We start from the raw sequence: 18509 nt of genomic DNA on the forward strand, positions 1-18509 counted from the left end.
GTACATGAGCAAAGTGAGCTCACATCCGTTCAGAACGATCGTCGCGGTGGCAGTGGCCGCCGCGACGGCCGTTATCGCCCCGATTGCACCTGCCGGCGCCGCACCCGGCGATCCGGAGACCGTGGCCGCCCAAGTCGAACCATCGGTGGCCCGCATCGACACCGTTGTGGATTACCAGCAGGCCTACGGCATCGGCACCGGCATCGTGCTGTCGCCGAACGGTGAGGTGCTGACCAACTATCACGTCGTCCAGGGGGCCAACTCGATCGGCGCCACGGTCGGCGGCCAGCGATTCCCCGCCGACCTGGTCGGCTACGACCGGCAGAACGACATCGCGGTGCTGCAACTGCACGGTGCGAGCGGCCTCCCGCCGGCACCGATCGGCGATTCGGCCGCGCTGGCACCGGGCCACCCCGTCGTCGCACTCGGCAATGCCGGAGGCACCACCTCGCCTCTGACCCACGAGGTGGGCACCGTCAGCGCGTTCAACCGCACCGTCAACGCCGAAGATGAGCTGACCGGCACCAGCGACGAGATCAACGGCCTGTTCGAATTCGCCGCACCGGTGCGTGCCGGTGACTCCGGCGGTCCCGTGGTCAACGACGACGGGCAGGTCGTGGGTATGACGACCGCCGCGTCGGTGAACTTCCGGATGGGCCCCGGCGGCAAGGGGTTCGCGATCCCGATCAACGACGCGATGGCCATCGCCGGGCAGATCCGCTCCCGGACCCCGTCGGGCTCGGTGCACATCGGGCCGCCGACCCTGCTGGGCGTCGGCGTCCGTACCGCGCAGCGCCAGAGCGGCGGGGTGATCGTCCAGGACGTCATCGCCGGCGGCCCCGCCGACGCGGCCGGCCTGATCCCGGGCGACGTGCTCACCAACATCGACACCACCCCGCTGGATTCGGCGCGCACCCTGACGCTGGTCCTCGATCGGCACTACCCCGGCGACGTGATCGGCCTGACCTGGCTGGACCAGGGCGGCCAGCAGCACACCGGCAAGGCCACGCTGGCCGCCGGGCCGTAATCCCGTGGTCACACTGGACCGCCTGATCAACGTCCTGGGCGGCTACGGAGTGCGCTTGCACACCCCGGCAAGCGGACCCTGCCCGGCGCCACGCTCGACCGAGCTGCGCAGCGTGGTGATGCACGAACCCGGGCAGGTCATCGGTGATGTCCTGTTGGCGGTCGGCGCCGGGTCGGTGTCCGAGGCGGTGCAGTGGGCGAAGGCAGCGCGCGCCGTGGTGGTCCTGGTCCGCGGCCCGCACAACCTCGCCGATGACGATGAACTGACGGACGGCGACCGCATCGCGGTGATGACGGTCGAACCCGAAGTCTCCTGGAGCGAGCTGGCAGCCGTGGTCTACGGTGTCGTGCTGGAGGGCCGGGAGACCGAATCCGGGCGCGGCCCAACCGATTTGTTCGCACTGGCCGACAGCCTCGCCGATGCCGTGGGTGGTGCGGTCACCATCGAGGACCGGCGTAGCGCGGTGCTGGCGTACTCGCGGCTGCAGCAGCACGCCGATCCGGCCCGCGCCGAGACGATCCTGAGCCGTGCGGCACCCGAACGGCTGCGCACCCTGTTCGAGGCCCGCGGGGTGTTCCGGCATCTGGCCGAATCGGACGAGCCGATGTTCGTCGACGGCGATGACGAGCTCGGCCTGACCGGGCGGATGGCGGTGGCTGCCCGGGCCGGTCGCGAAGTGCTCGGTTCGATCTGGGTGGCATGTGCCGCTCCCCTGCCCGACGCGCGCCGGGCCGCGCTGGCCGACGGTGCCCGCATGGTTGCCCTGCATCTGCTGCGCTCCCGGGCCAGCGCCGATCTGGAACGCCAGGTGGAGTCGGAGCTCGTCATCCGTCTCCTCGAGGGCGCCGCCGATGCCACCACGGCGGCCAGCCGGCTCGGGTTGCCGCAGACGCCGCTGCGGGTGATCGCGTTGCGCGCCCGGACCGGGGACGAGCGGCACGCCGCGCTGCTGCTGGCGTTCGAGCGGGCGACCGCGGGCTTCGGCTGGTCACGTCCCGGGCGCAGCGCCCTGGCCGGCAACACCGTCTACACGGTGTTGCCCGGCGCCGAGGCCGAAGGCGCGAGCCGGTGGGTGGCGGGGCTGCGCGCCGCGTTGCCCGAGCCGGTGACCGTGCTGGCCGGCATCAGCGGCCCGGCTACCGCCGCTGAGCTGGCGTTGGCCCGCAGTGAGGCCGACGAGTGCCTGGCACTGCACGAAGTCCTGCACGAGGTCCGGCACGAGGATGCCCGAGGCCTCGGCGACAGAGTGCCGGTCTACGACGAGGCGTGGGACGAGATCCTGCTGCAGCGCCTGCGTATCGCCGCCCGCGCCGGCCGTGCGCCGCAGCGCGGCCCCGTCGCCGAGCTACGGGCTCATGATCAGGCCAACGGCACGCAGTACGCGGCCACGCTGCGGGCCTGGTTGGAGGCCCAGGGCGATCTGGCCGGGGCCGGGCGGACGCTCGGTGTGCACGAGAACACCGTGCGCTACCGGCTCCGCAAGATGGTCGAACTCACCCAGCTGGACCTGGCCGACGCGCACAAGCGACTGGCGATGATGATCGAGTTGGCGGCAACCGAAGAGTTGTCGTAACTCGACAATCGCTCCCCTTCTGTTTGTCGAGATAGCGCAAACACCGAGCGCGTGAGCGGCCTCACCATGGGAGCATGTATGGGGTCGAGCGCATTGACGGTGCACCGCGGTCAGCGGTTGTCGTGGGTGCAGGCATCGTCGGCCTGTCTACCGCATGGTTTCTCCAGGAGCACGGGGTCAAGGTCACCGTGGTCGACCGCACCGGGGTCGCCGCAGGTGCGTCGTGGGGCAATGCCGGCTGGGTTTCGCCGACGCTGACCATCCCGCTCAACGATCCGGCAGTGCTGCGTTACGGCCTACGGTCGCTTTTCAACCCGGCCGCTCCACTCCACATCCCGCTGACCTCGGGCCCCCGGTTGCTGGCGTTCCTGGCCCGGTTCGCCATGAACTGCCGGCACTCGACCTGGACCAGGGTCGCCAAAGCCAACGTGCCACTCAACGAGGAGTGCCTCGAGGCCTACGACGTGCTGACTTCCAACGGGGTGTCGGTACCCACCACCGATGGGCCGATCACCGCGCTGTTCGAAAACTCCCGTCAGGCCGAACATCTGATGACCGAACTGCGCCGGATGGCCGCCGTCGGACAGACCGTGACGGTCACCGGCCTGTCCGGTGAGATGCTGCGCGACCACGTCCCGCTGGCGTCCTCGGCGATCACCGCGGGCATCAGTGTGGAAGGCCAGCGCTTCGTGGACCCGGGCCGGTTCGTCCAGGCGCTCGGCGATGCCGTCATCGCCAGGGGCGCAGAGCTGGTCATCGGCGAGGTCACCGACGTGCGGGCCATGGGTGCCGGCGTGAACGTGGACCTGACGGACCGATCATTGAGCGCCGAGACCGCTGTGATCGCCACCGGGGCCTGGCTGTCGAAGCTGGCGAAACCCTGGGTCCGTACGCCCGTGCAGGCCGGTCGCGGTTACTCGTTCACCGTGCCGGTGGACCGCCCGATTCTCGGGCCCATCTACCTGCCCGACGCCCGTGTCGCCTGCACGCCGTATCAAGGCGGGCTGCGGGTGGCCGGAACCATGGAGTTCCGCTCCCCCGACGATCCGCTGCAACCGCCGCGGGTCGAAGCGATCATCGCCGCGGCCGCGCCGCTGCTCGATGGGGTGGACTGGGATGCCCACACCGACATGTGGGTGGGCCCGCGGCCGGTCAGCTCGGACGGGCGCCCACTGATAGGCGAAGTGGCAGAAGGCATCTACGTGGCCGGCGGTCACGGGATGTGGGGGCTGGCGCACGGCCCTGTCACCGGCCGACTGCTCGCCGAATACCTGACCACCGGAAAGCAACCCGAGGCGCTACGGGAATTCGATCCCCTGCGCTGACGATTCACAACCTTGCCCTGACGGGCGCACAAGCCGTCAGGGGCGGTGCACGACCCGCCCCTGACGGCAACTCCGCATCACCGGAAGGAACCAACAATGACTGTCAGCCAACGTATTTGGTTATCACCGCAGGCCTACGAGCGCCTACAGGTCGAGCTGTCGACGCTGCGTGACCTGATCGCCAGCGAAGCGGCATCCGACTCCGACGAGAACGAGGTGGCCATCCAGCGGGCCCGGCAGGCCCGCATCCAGCAGATCCACGACCTGCTGCTCAACGCCGTCGTCGGTGAGAACCCCCCGGACGACGGGGTGGCCGAGCCGGGCATGGTACTGACCGTGCGTTACGACCAGACCGGCGAGATCGAGACGTTCCTGTTGGGCGTCCGGGGTGCCGAATACGGCGACCTGGAGGTCTATTCGGTGAACTCACCGCTGGGCGAGGCAATTGTCGGCGCACGCCCCGGCGAGCACCGCAGCTACCCGGTGCCCAGCGGCGAGGCCGTGCCGGTCACCCTGATCAGCGCGGTGCCGTTCGGGATGCACCTGCCCACCGCGGGGTGATCACGCAAGTCCGGCGATCAGTTGAGCGGCCCGTCCGGCGGCGTCCGTTGCCCGGATCTCTGCACCGATGGCCGCCGCAGCGGCTGCCCACCTCGGTTCAACGAGCAAGGTGATGATCGAGCGTCGGATGGACTCGACCGACGCCGACCTGCGCAGCGTCAATCCGGCTCCCGCAGCGGCGATCGAACGCCCGATCAATGGTTGGTCGGATAGACCGCTGGCCGGCATGATCAGCGTCGGGATGCCGTGGGCCAGTGCCCGGAACGTCGTAGCATGTCCGCCGTGCCCGACGAGCAGCGAACATGTCGGCAGCAGTTCGCCGTGGTCGGCATATCCCCGGACATCCACATTCGGTGCACTGGGCAGCACGCCTGGTTCGATCACGCCGCCGGTCGTCACCACCGCATTCACCGGCAGCGTCGCCAACGCCTCGATAACCCGTGCCAAGGTACGGCGCTGACCCCGAAAACCGTTGGTGGACATGCTGACAAGCACGCGCGCAGGAACCTCCGGCCGGTCGGGTTCGCGCGCATCGACTACCGCACCAACCCACCGCACATTGTGCGGCTGCGGCCGCAGGGATTCCGGATCGAGACGCCGCACCGTGACGACGATATTGAGGTCCGCGGAGTTCCACAGTCTGCTCACCCGATATCCGTAGAACCACGCCGCTGCGCCGGCCCCGAGCCGGTGCGGGCCGTTCAGGTAGTCACGAAACGTGTGGCTGAACACCGCATGTGGAACGGCGGCGTCCTGCACAGCCCGTAACGCCGGAAGCAGCATGCAGTCGACAACGGCGACGTCCGGCCTGTCCCGTTCACACAGCTGCCGAACATCGGCACCGATGTTGGCGTCGTTGAACATCGGCACCCACCGGAGCGGGCTTTGCTCGCGACACGAGTCCCAGGGCCTCGCAGTCGGGTAGGCCCAAAACGCGAGCCCGACACTCTCGACTTCGCGCCGCAGGCACTCATGTCCGATGACGCGAACCCGATCGCCTCGGTCTGCGACGGCCCGGGCCACACCGAGCATCGGCGGCACATTGCCCCCGCCGTCCATTGTCACGAACAGAACGTTCATCGCGTCACGTCGCCCCTGAGCCGCAACTTACTCTGTTCGGATGGTAGGCGAACGCAAGGGCACGCCCGGCAGCTTGACCGCCGATGACTGGGTGCAGGCCGGGTACGCCCTGCTGGCCTCCGACGGCATGCGGGCCCTGAAGATCGAACGCCTCTGCGAGCAGATCGGCGCCACCCGGGGCAGCTTCTACTGGCATTTCACCGATATGAAGGGCTATCGGGCTGCCCTGGTCGCGTCGTGGAATGCGTTCCTGGAGCAGGACCGCCGCTCACTGGCCGAACTCGAGGACCTGCCGCCGCGCGAGCGGCTGTCGGGGATGATGAAAGATCTGCTGTCCCCGCGCCACTGGACGCTGGAACGCGCGATGCGGGAGTGGGCCAGATCCGACGACGTCGCCGCGGCCAACGTGCGCGCGGCAGACCATCGCGTTCTGGTCGCCGTCACCAAGGCCTACCTCGACTACGGGTTCAGCCCCGAGGACTCCGCGCTGCGCGGTCAGGCCACCTTCGCCACGGGCATCGGGGCACTACATCTGATGGACTCAGCCGACGCCCTGACCACAGCCGACCGCTACGAGCGTTTTCTGGACCTGATGTTGGGTACGTGAGCTACCCCGAGTGCGACGCAGACATCGTGCTCAGCCCGCTGCAACGACGTTTGCGTCACTTTCGATAGGTTCGCTACTTCGGGTTACCGTCCTCATCCCAGTTCTCGGCGACCTTCTTGCTGGGCTGCACCCGCGGCGGCTCGCCCGGCATCTTGGGGTAGCTCGGCGGGTACGGCAGGTCACCGAGACCGCGTTCCTCATCGGCCGCCACCAGATCCAGCAGCGGCTGCAGGGACTGCTTCTTCGAATCGATGCCGGCCCATGGATCCTCCCGTCCGGCAAGGAAATCCGGCACGGTGGCGATCGTGTAGTCGTCGGGGTTGGCGGTGCGCAGTTCGTCCCAGGACAACGGCGTCGACACCGTCGCGATCGGGGTCTTGCGGGCCGAATAGGGCGAGGCGAACGTGCGATCGCGGGCGTTCTGGTTGTAGTCGATGAACAGCCGCTCGCCGCGCTCTTCCTTCCACCACGAGGTGGTCACCGCTTCGGGTGCACGGCGTTCCACTTCGCGGGCCAGCGCGATCCCGGCCCGGCGGACCGCGATGAAATCCCAGTCGGTCCTGATCCGCAGGAAGATGTGCACACCGCGGCCGCCCGAGGTTTTGGGATAGCCGACCAGGCCGAGCTCGTCGAGCAGCGGCTTGAGCACGTCGCAGGCCACCGCGGCAGCCTCGGCGAAGCCGGTGCCCGGTTGCGGGTCCAGGTCGATCCGCAGCTCGTCGGGATGTTCGGTGTCGGGGCAGCGAACCTGCCAGGGATGCAACGTGATGGTGCCCATCTGCGCGGCCCACGCGATCGCCGCCGGATGAGTCACCTTCAGCGCGTCGGCGGTACGCCCGGACGGGAAGGTGACGACGCAGGTCTCCAGGTAGTCGGGATGCTTCTGCGGCACCCGCTTCTGGTAGATCTCCTCACCCTCGATGCCGTCGGGGAAGCGCTGCAGATGCGTGGGCCGGTCTTTCAACAGCGTGACCATACGGTCGGCGACGCTGAGGTAGTACTCCATCAGCTTGCCCTTGGTGCCGGCCGAGCCGAGCTTCGGGTAGTACACCTTGTCCGGGCTGGTGAACCGGACCTTGATCCCGTCGACGTCGAGTTCGGTTGCCGCTGTTGCCATATCAGCTCTCCCCCGCGAGGACGTCGTACAGGTCGTAGTTCAGCGGCACGTCGAGCTGGTCGAACGTGCAGCTCGACGGTTCTCGGTCCGGGCGCCAGCGCATGAACTTCACCGCATGCCGGAAGCGCCGACCGTGACCTGATGTCGCCGGCAGCCCGGCTCCGTGAACCGTGTTGCCCTCCATCTGGTCATACGCCACCTCACACACGAGCTCCGGGCGCACCGGGATCCAGCGCTTGTCGGCGGCAGAGTTCCAGCGGCTGGGGTCACCCTCACGGATTTCGTCGCCCTCCCGCAGCGGCTCCAGGTCGGCCAGCAGTTTGAGCCGGTCCTTGGCGCTGAACGAGGCTGCGCCACCGACCATCTGCAGCTCGCCGCCGGGCCGGTAGAGGCCGAGCAGGATCGAGCCAACACCCTCCCCGCTCTTGTGGATGCGGTAACCGATGGCCACGCAGTCAGCGTCGCGGTGATGCTTGACCTTGACCATCTCCCGCTTGCCCGGCAGGTACGGGCCGTCGAGCTTCTTGGCGATCACCCCGTCGAGGCCGGCCCCCTCGAAGGTCTGCAACCACTGGGCACCGAGTTCTGGATCGGTGGTGGTCCGCGTGACATGGCACCACTGCTTGGCCTCGACGGCCTCGATCAGTGCCTCCCGGCGCACCCGGAACGGCTCGGCGAGCAACGACTGGTCACCGGTGGCCAGCGCATCGAATCCGATGAAATGTGCCGGCGTCTGTTCGGCGAGCATCCGCACCCGCGACGCGGCGGGATGGATGCGCTGCGACAACGACTCCCAGTCCAGACGTACCCGGCCGTCTACCTCGCGGGGCACCACCACTTCACCATCGAGGACGCAGCGGTCGGCGAGTTCGTCACGCAGCGCGTCGATCAGTTCGGGGAAGTAACGCCCGAGTTCCTTTCCGCTGCGGGACTGCAGCACCACCTCATCGCCGTCCCGGAAGGCCAGCGCCCGGAAGCCGTCCCATTTCGGCTCGTAGGACCACACCCTTGCCTCGTCGGGCACTTTCACCTGGGCTTTGGCGAGCATCGGTTCGATCGGCGGCACTACGGGTAGGTCCACGGGCTCCATCCTGGTTCATGGGGGCGTCACGGATCTAGACCACCGCGCCGCCGCGAACTCATCGCGCCGACACCGGCACTGTGTCGCGCATACTGGGTAGCCACAAACTGCCCAGTCCACGCTCAGATCCGGATCCATGCTGCTACCTGTCATGCCGCCCGTCTCGCCGATGCTGGCCAAGCCTGCGACGGTGATCCCACCGGACGCGTCCTACGAGCCGAAATGGGACGGCTTCCGGGCGCTGGTGTTCCGCGACGGTGGCGAAGTCGAGTTGGGCAGCCGCAACGAACGACCGATGACCCGGTATTTCCCCGAAATCGTCGAGGCAGCCAAGGCCGAGCTCCCTCCGCGGTGCGTCATCGACGGCGAGATCGTCCTGCCGACCGAGAACGGTCTGGATTTCGAGGCGCTGCAACTACGCCTGCACCCCGCGGCATCCCGGGTGCGCCTGCTGGCTGAACAGACCCCGGCCTGCTTCATCGCCTTCGACCTGCTCGCGCTCGAGGACGACGACCTCGCGGGGCGCCCGTTCAGTGAACGTCGCGCCGCCCTGGTCGACGCACTGGGGGCCGGTCCCTCGTTTCATGTCACCCCGGCCACCACCGATCTGCCGACCGCGCGGCGCTGGTTCGACGAATTCGAGGGGGCCGGGCTCGACGGGCTCATCGCCAAACCGCTCACGCTGACCTATCAGCCCGACAAACGGGTGATGGTGAAGATCAAGCATCAGCGGACCGCCGACTGCGTGGTCGCCGGCTATCGGCTCCACAAGTCGGGCCCGGACGCAATCGGGTCGCTGCTGCTGGGGCTCTACACCGATGACGGCGAGCTGGCGTCCGTCGGCGTGATCGGCGCCTTTCCGATGGAACGACGCCGGGACCTGTTCACCGAATTGCAGCCGCTCGTCACCAGTTTCGACAACCACCCCTGGAATTGGGCGGCCCAGGTTGCCGCCGACCCGGACCTCGCCCGTCGATACGGCGGCGGCTCACGCTGGAACGCGGGCAAGGACCTGTCCTTCGTGCCGTTGCGCCCCGAGCGCGTTGTCGAAGTTCGCTACGACCACATGGAAGGTCGACGTTTCCGACACACCGCCCAGTTCAATCGATGGCGGCCCGACCGCGACCCCGGGTCCTGCACGTACGACCAGCTCGAGCAGCCAGTTACGTTCCGGCTCAATGATATTGTTCCGGGTCTGCTTCCCGGCTAGTAGTGGTCCGCCGGCTGCAACCAGGTGGCGAGATTGCGAACGTAATCCTTGAACACACCCAGACGGGATGGATCAGCCCCGATCTGCCAGCCGGGCCTATCGGTCACAAACGAAGGCGCCCCGTGTGGCAAATCCCAGTTGTAATCGGCGAAGTGGTGGAACGTCGACTCCGCCACGGCCCGCCCCATCAGTCCGCCCTCCGGCGTGCGCTCACCGTCGAGTGCCACCGCGAGATTGAACTGTCGGCCGGTCGCGGCGCTGCGCCCCTGAGCCACCGCCGTCGCGAACGGTACCCGGGCCGAGACCGCACCCTCGTGAGGGTGCGCCGGGAACCACTCGATGCGGCCGGTGGCGGTCCGGGAGGTACGCAGCAGCTGGTGCACCGGCTCCTCCATCAACACCGGCTGATAGTCACCGTTGGCGCCGGAATGATAGTTGGGCCACGAGATGCCCGGGTTGTCCTGGTCATCGCAGCGCGACACCGGGTCCAAGCTGGCGTCGTGGAACTCGTTGACCTGCCCCAACGAGCCCAGTCCCCGCAGGCAGCTGCCCAGGTCCTGATGATCACGGGCGGTGAGCACCCCGCCACCGAGGCCGCGGAACTTGCCGATCGCCGCGCACTCCTCGGGCGTCAGACCGTTGCCGACGTCGACGGCCATCAACCACAGCTGGTCGAACCCAAGCTCGTCGAGATGGCTGAGCACCGGATCCTGCGCACCGTGATCGGCCCGGTTGCGGGCCAGCACATCGTGGCCGTCGGCTCGCAGTTCAGCGGCCAGCATCGAGAATCGGCTGACATCCCAATCGTCGGGATTCTCGGTGATCGTGGTCTGCAACAGGATTGTCGCCATTCGGACCGGCCTTTCGCATCGGGCTATGCGATTCAGCGTGGTCGCCACGGCGCCATTCAGGACCCTTGAAAACCCGTGGTCTGGAGTCGCCGAGATGTTAGGTGTCGCGCGACACTAACTGCTCCACGAGACGGAGCGCAGCTGCCGGCGGGACCGCACACCGAGCTTGACGAAGACCTTGCGCAGGTGCCATTCGACGGTGTGGGTGCTGATGAACAACTGCGCACCGATCTCCTGATTGGTCAGGCCGTCGCGGGCCAGCTGCGCGATCTGCGCCTCCTGCGCGGTCAATTCGTCGCCCGAAGCCAGCGGTTGTTTGCGTACCTTCTCGCCGGTCGCCGTCAGCTCGCGGCGAGCCCGCTCGGCGAAGGTTTTTGCCCCCATCTTGGTGAACATGTCGTAGGCGACATTGAGGTGCTCCCGCGCTTTGGTGCGCTGCTTCTGGCGACGCAACCATTCCCCGTACCGCAGATGCGTCCGGGCCAACTGCACCTGAGCCCGGCTGCGGCCCAGCCGCTCGATCGACTCCTTGAACAACACGTCGGCCTCGCTATCGTCGGCCAACAGGGCCCGCGCACCGGCGAATACGCCCAGCCCCCAATCGGTTCCGCTGGCCCCTGCTCCGGCCTCCAGTCGGCGTACGGCGTCCTCGGCGACTTCCCGCTCGCCGACGCGCACGGCGGCCTCGGTCAGCTCAAGCAGGGTCCAACCGTAGAACCCGAGATCGTGGTACTCGCAGGCTTTCCGGGCCGCGGCCAGTGCTTCGTCATAACGGCCCAGACCGTTGCAGAGCACTGCGGCGGCATACCCGGTGACCCCCAGCAGCCGGCCCTCACCCTTGGCGGTGCCCTCGGCCACGCCTGCCTCGATGAGGTCACCCGCCTCGGTGACATCTCCACGCAAAGCTGCCAGCTCCACCTTGTGGTACTTCATCGGGTGGTGACCGATGGCCTTCGAAATCGTATCGGCCTCTTCCATAAGCCTTGCCGCCGCCACGAATTCGCCTTCCAGCACGTGCGCACCGGCCTTGTAGGTGATAGCCGGAGCCAGGATCGCGAGGGCTCCTGCGGTTCGGGCGTAGTCCACCATGGTGGTGGCCAACTGATCGTTCGACTCGAAATCCCACATCTCACCGGCCACCGATTCGTGCATGATCGGGAACGCCAATGCCAACCAGTGCAGTGCCCTCCCGTCGTGGCTCCGCGCCTGCTCAGCCCACAACTCCAGTGCGGTACGCAGGTAATCGACCGCGGTGGGCAGGCCTTCGGTAACCAACTTCGCCATGCCGATGAGCAGAAAATCGATGGCTCGCGTCGGCTCGGCGATCCCGGAAACCGCCGCTCGTGCGGCCTCTGCCGCGTTCACCAGGGCATCCGGCTGGCTGCGCGACGCATACATCGCGGCAGCCAACGCCTCGATGTAGGTCTCCCGGGCGAGCTCGTCGTCGAGGTTCTCCAACCGCTTCGCAGCGTCGAGCAACAACGCGGCGGCATGGCGGACCGGCGGCGCGCCTGGTAGACCGCCCCGGCTGCGGGTGAATTCCATCTGCGCACGCAGCCGGCCTACCTGGGCCCGCTGCAGCTCGGTCAACGGATTCAGTTCGGCCAGAGAGAGCAGTTCGTAGGCAGCTTCGGGGGCCGCCGCCTCACGTTTGGCCGCCGCGGCCGCGATCGCCCGGGAGCTGCGCAGGGCCGGATCGGCCGACAGGATCGCCGCCCGCTCGAGGAAGGTCGCCGCGGCGGCGATTCCGCCTCGGCTCTGGGCACGCCATGCCGAGGCTTCCAGTTCCGCGGCCACCTCGTCGTCGGGACCGGTCGCGGCGTTCGCCGCATGCCAGGCCCGGCGGTCCGGATCGAGCTCGGGGTCGGTGGCAACGGCCAAGGCGCGGTGCACTTCCCGGCGGTCGGTTGCGTCGGCCGACCGGTAGGCAGCCGACCGGACCAGAGGGTGGTGAAAGCGAATGCGTGACCCGAACTCGATCACCCCGGCGGCCTCGGCCGGTGCCAGCGCATCTATGCCGATCCCCAAATGCCCTGCGGCACGGGAGAACAGCATCGGATCGCCGAGCGGATCGGCCGCGGCGAGCAGCACCAGCCGCCGGGTGTCGTCAGGCAGCGACTGGATGCGGCGGACGAATCCTTCCTCCACATGACCTACCGACAAGTGCGCCGGGCTGAGCCAGAAACCACCGGCCAGCTCGGCAGCCGGCACGTTACGCGGAATCTCCAGCAGTGCCAGCGGGTTCCCGCGGGTTTCGGCGACGACACGGTCGCGGACCCGCGCGTCGAGCCGGCCCAGGAAGACCGAGTCCAGCAGATCCCTGGCATCGCTGTCCGACAGGCCCTCGACCCGTAGCTCGGGGAGACCGGGCAGCACATCGGTGGCACCGTCGTAGCCATCGCGCACCGCGAACACCAGCACCACCGGCTCGGCCAGCAGCCGCCGTGCAACAAAGCCCAGGGTCTGCACTGACACCTGATCGAGCCACTGCGCATCGTCGATCACACACAGCAGTGGCTTGTTGTCGGCCGCGGCGGCCAACAGACTGAGCACGGCCAGGCCGACCAGAAAACGATCCGGTACCGGGCCGATGCCACGACCGAATGCCACTGAAAGCGCGTCGCGCTGCGGTTCGGGAATCTTGTCAAGTTTGTCCAGCAGCGGTGTGCACAGGTGATGCAACCCGGCGAAGGCCAGTTCCATGTCGGACTCGACCCCGGCCACCTGAGTCACCCGGAACCCCGGCGCGTGTTCGACCACATAGTCCAGCAGCGCCGTCTTCCCGACGCCCGCCTCGCCACGAACCACCAGTACCGCGCTGCCGCCCGAACGGCCACCGGATACCAGTGTTCGAAGTGCCGCGCATTCGCTGGCGCGGCCGAGTAAAGACAGGCCTGCGCCCACAATCGCCATCACACCACCGCGTCCGAATTTTGCCGAAACCTTATCAAGCGAGAGCAGGTTCGGCCTCCTCGGTAACGCGGCCCGATCCGGCCGACTACTGATTCAGCCGAACCGTAGCGCCGGAGCGGGCAGCGATTCCACCCCGTGGTGAGCGAATTGCGCCCAGCGAGTGCGTATTTCGGTGGCGAGCTGGTTGTCGATTGTGCGCTGCGGGCCGAGCATCGGGGCGTCCGCCCAGGTCTGCGGTGAGCCGAACAGGAACGGCAACTCCATGCAATGGCAGGCGCCCAGCGGGGCGTTGACCGGTGTCCAGTCGAAACGATAGGTGCCCACCCGGCCACCCTGGGTTCGCCAGGCCTCGGCCAGGCGCTCCGCGGGGCCGGAGAACGCCTGTTTCGTGATGGCCGCCGAACCCGCCCGAACGGCGAGCCGGCCGAGAACAGGCACCCGGTTGAGCCTGGCCACCCGAGGATCCATCGCCACGAACGGTGCGGCGTCGTCCTTGGTGTAGCCGATGAGCAGCTCGATGCGGCTCGCGGCAGCGGCGATGGCGTCGGGTACGTCTGCGGGGGCCGGCAGCGGCGTCCGGCCGAGCCGCGGCGCGAACGCCAGGCCGCCCAGCAGACCGAAGCCCTGAACGGCGGCGACCGCGGCGCCTTCCGCGGCCAGCAGCTTTTCCACGCTCGTCTCGGCCGGGTCGGCACCGGCCAGGGAGGTGGCCATCGCCGAGCCCATGGCCTGTGCCATGTCGTCCCGTCCGTCGTCCAACTCCAGCGGGGCGCTCTGCAGGATCGCGCGGTGGAACAGGCCCTCGGCCTCGCCGGACAACATCAGCGACCAGACGGAATGCGCACCCGCCGACTGGCCGAATGCGGTGACGTTGGACGCGTCACCACCGAATGCGGCGATGTTGTCCTGCACCCAGCGCAGCGCCAGGATCTGATCGCGCAGGCCCAGGTTGTCCTCACCGGCGCCGGGTGGTGCCAGGTAACCGAAGATGCCGAGCCGGTAGCTCACATTGACCACCACCACGTGGCCGGCGCGGGCCAGCGAGCCGGCGTCGTACTTGGCCGACTCACCGCTGCCCGCGACATACGCACCGCCGTGGAACCAGACCATGACCGGGAGCCGCTGCGCATCGGCCGGGGCAGTGACGGTCAGCACCAGACAGTTCTCGTTGGTGGACAAACCCTTCAGCGCGTCACCGGTGACCCACGCCAAACGCGACGGCCGCTGCGGGCAGGCCGGGCCCGGCTGTGTCGCATCCCGGACACCCGACCAGGCTGCGGGCAACTCGGAAACCGCGAACCGTTTTGCGGTGCCGTAGCGCACGCCCCGCGCGTGCACCAGTCCGTCCTCATGTTCGACCTGGATCGTGCCTCCGGTGATGTGTCGCTCGCGCACGCGCCCAACGCTAGCGTTTACCGCTAGATTGCGGGCGTGAGCCTCACCCCCGCCGGGCGGTTCGCGCCGAGCCCGTCGGCCGACCTCCACATCGGCAACCTGCGCACCGCGGTGCTGGCCTGGTTGTTCGCCCGGTCCACCGGGCGGCGGTTCCTGCTGCGGGTCGAGGATCTCGACGACCGCACGTTCGCCGAGATCGGTACGCGTCAAGTGGCCGACCTGGCCGCGATCGGATTGGCCTGGGACGAGCCGGCGGAATGGCAGACCGGCCACCAGGACCGCTACGACGCGGTGATCGGCGATTTGGCCGAGCGCGGAGCTGTGTACGAATGCTATTGCAGCCGAAAGGATATCGCCCAGGCCCCGCAGGCCCCGCACGCCCCCGAAGGCGCGTACCCGGGAACCTGCCGTGATCTCACCGAGGCCGAGCGCGACCAGCGTCGCGCTGAAACCGGCCGTCCGCCCGCGCTGCGGCTGCGCACCGACACGTTCGTCGGCACCGTGACCGACCTCCTGCACGGCAGCTACACCGGGATCATCGACGACTTCGTGGTGCGGCGCGGCGACGGCGTGCCCGCCTACAACCTGGCTGTGGTGGTCGATGACGCCGCCTCCGGCGTCGACCAGGTCGTGCGGGGCGACGATTTGTTGAGCTCGTCTCCGCGCCAGGCGTATCTGGCCCGGCTGCTGGGCCACCCGGAACCCGCCTACGCCCACGTTCCGCTGGTGCTCAACGAAGACGGCGCCCGGCTGGCCAAACGTGACGGGGCGGTCACCCTCGCCGAGATCGGCGTCGAACGTGCGCTCGAGCAGATCAGCGCGTCGCTGGGGTGGCCGGCACTGGATCTTGACGGCATGCTCGCCCGGTTCGACCCCGCGGCATTACCGCGACATCCGTGGATATACCGGTCGAGCTGAGCAGAACCCTGCACAACATCTCGCGCCCCTGTTAGCGTCCGGCAGTGCGCTCCCGACGAATTCCACTGCTGGGGCTCCTGCTGATCGTCGCGGTACTGCTGGCCGCCTGCGGCGGGAAGGCCGGTAATACTGACGAACCGCTGAAGTCGGCCGGTGTGCTGCGGGTCGGCACCGAGGGCGTGTATTCCCCGTTCAGCTACCACGACCCCGCCACCGGTCAACTCGTCGGCTATGACGTCGACGTCGCCCGCGCGGTCGGCGACAAACTCGGCGTCAGAGTCGAATTCGTCGAAACACCGTGGGATTCGATCTTCGCCGCGCTCGAGGCCAACCGGTTCGACATGGTGGCCAACGAGGTCACGATCTCGCCCGAGCGGCAGGCCAAATACGATCTGTCCCAGCCGTACTCGGTCGGCGAGGGTGTGATCGTCACTCGGGCCGACGACAACTCCATCAAGACCGTCGCCGATCTGAAAGGCAAAGTCGCTGCGGAGAACGCCACCAGCAACTGGTCGGAGATCGCCCGCAAGGCCGGGGCCCGGGTGGAAGCGGTCGAGGGCTTCACCCAGGCCATCAAGCTTCTCAACCAGGGCCGGGTCGACGTCGTGGTCAACGACAGCATCGCCGTCTACGCCTATCTGGCCGAGACCAACGACAAGTCGGTCAAGATCGCCGGAAACGTCGGCGAAAAGAGCGAACAGGGCTTTGCGGCACGCAAGGACAGCGGCCTGCTGCCCGAACTCAACACCGCACTCGACGAGTTACGGGCCGACGGCACCCTGGCCACCATCTCGCAGAAGTACCTCAAGGCCAACGCCTCCGGTGCGCCTGCCGAAGGTGCCCCGGCTGTCCGGTCGACATGGCAACTCATCGCCGACAATCTGTGGCCCCTGGCCAAAGCCGCTCTGACCATGACCATTCCGTTGACGATCATCAGCTTCGTCATCGGTCTCGTCATCGCGCTGGCCGTGGCGCTGGCCCGGCTGTCGTCGAATGCGGTGCTGAGCAACATCGCCCGGTTCTACATCTCGATCATCCGCGGGACACCGCTGCTGGTGCAGTTGTTCATCGTGTTCTTCGCGCTGCCCGAGTTCGGGGTGAGGATCGACCCGTTCCCCGCTGCGGTGATCGCGTTCAGCCTCAACGTCGGCGGCTACGCGGCCGAGATCATCCGCTCGGCGATCCAGAGCATCCCGAAGGGACAATGGGAGGCCGCCGAGACGATCGGGCTGAACTACACCGGCACCCTGCGACGCATCGTCCTGCCGCAGGCCGCGCGGGTGGCCGTGCCTCCGTTGTCGAACACGTTGATCTCGCTGGTGAAAGACACGTCCCTGGCGTCGACCATCCTGGTGACCGAACTGCTGCGCCAAGCCCAGATCGTCGCGGCGCCGACGTTCGAGTTCTTCGCGCTCTACGGCACGGCCGCGATCTACTACTGGGTGATCTGTCTGGTGCTGTCGTTCGGCCAGAGTCGCCTGGAGCGCCGACTGGAAAGGCACGTTGCGCGATGACCACAGAACGCGAAGACCGGATCGTCGCCACCGAAGTGCACAAGGCCTTCGGCCACTTCCAGGTGCTCAAGGGTGTGTCGTTCACCGTGCCGCGGGGTACCGCCACGACGGTCATCGGCCCGTCGGGTTCCGGAAAGACCACGCTGCTGCGCACGCTGAACGCGCTCGACGTCGCCGACTCCGGGGTGATCCGGGTCGGCGACACCGAACTCGACTTCGCCAAACCGGTGCCCAAGGACCAGCTGCGTCGGTACCGGGCGCAGAGCGGCTTTGTGTTCCAGTCCCACAACCTGTTTCCGCACAGGACTGTGCTGCAGAACGTCACCGAGGGCCCGCTCGTGGTGCAGAAGCGCCCACGTGAGGAGGTGTTGAGCGAGGCGGCCGAGCTACTGGGCCAGGTCGGGCTGTCGAACCAACAGGACAAATATCCGTACCAGCTCTCGGGCGGCCAGCAGCAGCGCGTCGGAATCGCCCGGGCACTGGCACTGAAACCGAAAGTGGTGCTGTTCGACGAGCCGACCTCGGCACTGGACCCGGAACTGGTCGGCGAGGTACTCGCGGTGATCCGGGATCTGGCCGTCGAAGGCTGGACGCTGGTGATCGTCACACACGAAATCCAGTTCGCCCGACAGGTTTCCGATCAAGTGCTGTTCACTGACCGCGGGGTAATCCTGGAGCAGGGCCCACCCGCGGCGGTGATCGGCGACCCGAAAGAAGAGCGCACCCGCCAGTTCCTGCAGCGGATCCTCAACCCGCTGTAGGTGTCTGCTCGCCGGAGAAGGTGAGCGCCCAGGCGACCAGCGAGCGCAGATGGCTCAGCACTTCCTCGTCGGGATGCCCCTGAGGGTCCTCCAGATGCAATCGGGCAAGTTCTTCTATGGCGGACAACAGGATTCGTACGGTTGTCCCGTCTGGGTCGATGTCCACGCCTGCCGCGCGGGACAGCTGTTTGGCGCTGACCTTCCTGGCATAGCCGCGGCCCAGCTCGATGCGCTCCCGCACCTCGGCCGGCGCGCCGTCGGGCGGCCGCAGGGTGATGCGCCAGCTCGTCGGCGCCGCCTGCAGGTAGTCGAGAATGCCGCGGCCGAGCTGCTCGGGGCCGAGATCCGGTTGGTCCACCGTGCCCATACCGGCAAACGCGATCGCCGACTCCCGGTCCAGTAGTGCGGTGGTCAACCCAGTCAGATCGGTGAACTGCTGGTACACCACGGTGCGGGTAACCTGCGCCTGAGTGGCGACGCGCTCGATGGTGAGCCCGGAGAATCCGTCGGCGGCGACGATATCGCGGGCGATATCGAGTAATTGGGCCCGGCGGTCAGCGCCGGACATGCGGCGCC

At 67.8% G+C, this 18509-nt stretch carries 16 protein-coding genes; 9 read left to right on the forward strand and 7 right to left on the reverse strand.

Annotated elements, in window-relative coordinates:
* The first annotated feature begins 4 nt into the window (after nucleotides 1–4).
* From HBE63_RS23655 to HBE63_RS23670, 4 genes are all read left to right on the forward strand, one after another.
* Nucleotides 5–1027, forward strand: a complete 1023-nt coding sequence (locus tag HBE63_RS23655) for a S1C family serine protease (protein WP_166906916.1) — start codon at nucleotides 5–7, stop codon at nucleotides 1025–1027.
* A gap of 4 nt (nucleotides 1028–1031) precedes the next feature.
* The gene (locus HBE63_RS23660) at nucleotides 1032–2600 is read left to right on the forward strand and encodes a CdaR family transcriptional regulator (RefSeq protein ID WP_166906917.1); all 1569 of its coding nucleotides are present in this window, start codon (nucleotides 1032–1034) and stop codon (nucleotides 2598–2600) included.
* A gap of 74 nt (nucleotides 2601–2674) precedes the next feature.
* Nucleotides 2675–3925, forward strand: coding sequence for an FAD-binding oxidoreductase (locus HBE63_RS23665; protein ID WP_166906918.1), 1251 nt, complete (start codon nucleotides 2675–2677; stop codon nucleotides 3923–3925).
* A gap of 96 nt (nucleotides 3926–4021) precedes the next feature.
* On the forward strand, nucleotides 4022–4486 hold the full coding sequence (locus tag HBE63_RS23670) for a GreA/GreB family elongation factor (RefSeq protein ID WP_166906919.1): 465 nt from the start codon (nucleotides 4022–4024) through the stop codon (nucleotides 4484–4486).
* On the opposite strand, the gene HBE63_RS23675 is transcribed toward HBE63_RS23670, so the two are convergent.
* Complete coding sequence (locus HBE63_RS23675; RefSeq protein ID WP_166906920.1) at nucleotides 4487–5566, reverse strand: glycosyltransferase; 1080 nt, start codon at nucleotides 5564–5566, stop codon at nucleotides 4487–4489.
* A gap of 40 nt (nucleotides 5567–5606) precedes the next feature.
* On the opposite strand from HBE63_RS23675, the gene HBE63_RS23680 reads away from it, so the two are divergent.
* A complete protein-coding gene (locus HBE63_RS23680; RefSeq protein ID WP_166906921.1) occupies nucleotides 5607–6173 on the forward strand; it encodes a TetR/AcrR family transcriptional regulator in 567 nt (188 codons plus the stop codon).
* A 73-nt stretch (nucleotides 6174–6246) separates the two neighbouring features.
* Here the strand turns inward: HBE63_RS23680 and ligD are convergent, their stop codons facing one another.
* Both ligD and HBE63_RS23690 read right to left on the reverse strand, forming a co-directional pair.
* Complete coding sequence (ligD, locus tag HBE63_RS23685; RefSeq protein ID WP_166906922.1) at nucleotides 6247–7290, reverse strand: non-homologous end-joining DNA ligase; 1044 nt, start codon at nucleotides 7288–7290, stop codon at nucleotides 6247–6249.
* Nucleotide 7291: 1 nt separating this feature from the next.
* A complete protein-coding gene (locus HBE63_RS23690) occupies nucleotides 7292–8380 on the reverse strand; it encodes an ATP-dependent DNA ligase (protein ID WP_166906923.1) in 1089 nt (362 codons plus the stop codon).
* Between the two features lie 127 nt (nucleotides 8381–8507).
* On the opposite strand from HBE63_RS23690, the gene HBE63_RS23695 reads away from it, so the two are divergent.
* A complete protein-coding gene (locus tag HBE63_RS23695) occupies nucleotides 8508–9581 on the forward strand; it encodes an ATP-dependent DNA ligase (protein WP_166906924.1) in 1074 nt (357 codons plus the stop codon).
* On the opposite strand, the gene HBE63_RS23700 is transcribed toward HBE63_RS23695, so the two are convergent.
* The 3 genes from HBE63_RS23700 to HBE63_RS23710 all read right to left on the reverse strand — a co-directional run bounded on the left by HBE63_RS23700 (nucleotide 9578) and on the right by HBE63_RS23710 (nucleotide 14740).
* Nucleotides 9578–10432: a hypothetical protein gene (locus tag HBE63_RS23700; RefSeq protein ID WP_166906925.1), complete on the reverse strand. Its 855-nt coding sequence runs from the start codon at nucleotides 10430–10432 to the stop codon at nucleotides 9578–9580. The genes HBE63_RS23695 and HBE63_RS23700 overlap by 4 nt on opposite strands.
* 114 nt (nucleotides 10433–10546) lie before the next feature.
* On the reverse strand, nucleotides 10547–13345 hold the full coding sequence (locus tag HBE63_RS23705; protein WP_166906926.1) for a LuxR family transcriptional regulator: 2799 nt from the start codon (nucleotides 13343–13345) through the stop codon (nucleotides 10547–10549).
* A gap of 93 nt (nucleotides 13346–13438) precedes the next feature.
* On the reverse strand, nucleotides 13439–14740 hold the full coding sequence (locus HBE63_RS23710) for a carboxylesterase family protein (RefSeq protein ID WP_166906927.1): 1302 nt from the start codon (nucleotides 14738–14740) through the stop codon (nucleotides 13439–13441).
* Nucleotides 14741–14776: 36 nt separating this feature from the next.
* On the opposite strand from HBE63_RS23710, the gene gluQRS reads away from it, so the two are divergent.
* From gluQRS to HBE63_RS23725, 3 genes are read left to right on the forward strand one after another with little or no spacing between them, the layout of a single operon-like run.
* A complete protein-coding gene (gluQRS, locus tag HBE63_RS23715; protein WP_166906928.1) occupies nucleotides 14777–15658 on the forward strand; it encodes a tRNA glutamyl-Q(34) synthetase GluQRS in 882 nt (293 codons plus the stop codon).
* Nucleotides 15659–15702: 44 nt separating this feature from the next.
* Nucleotides 15703–17172: an ABC transporter permease subunit gene (locus tag HBE63_RS23720; RefSeq protein ID WP_166906929.1), complete on the forward strand. Its 1470-nt coding sequence runs from the start codon at nucleotides 15703–15705 to the stop codon at nucleotides 17170–17172.
* On the forward strand, nucleotides 17169–17933 hold the full coding sequence (locus tag HBE63_RS23725) for an amino acid ABC transporter ATP-binding protein (RefSeq protein ID WP_166906930.1): 765 nt from the start codon (nucleotides 17169–17171) through the stop codon (nucleotides 17931–17933). The genes HBE63_RS23720 and HBE63_RS23725 overlap by 4 nt, the downstream gene beginning before the upstream one ends.
* On the opposite strand, the gene HBE63_RS23730 is transcribed toward HBE63_RS23725, so the two are convergent.
* On the reverse strand, nucleotides 17920–18501 hold the full coding sequence (locus HBE63_RS23730; protein ID WP_371814805.1) for a TetR/AcrR family transcriptional regulator: 582 nt from the start codon (nucleotides 18499–18501) through the stop codon (nucleotides 17920–17922). The genes HBE63_RS23725 and HBE63_RS23730 overlap by 14 nt on opposite strands.
* Between the last annotated feature and the right edge of the window lie 8 nt (nucleotides 18502–18509).

The organism is Mycobacterium sp. DL440 (assembly GCF_011745145.1).
In the GTDB taxonomy this organism is placed as follows: Bacteria; Actinomycetota; Actinomycetes; order Mycobacteriales; family Mycobacteriaceae; genus Mycobacterium.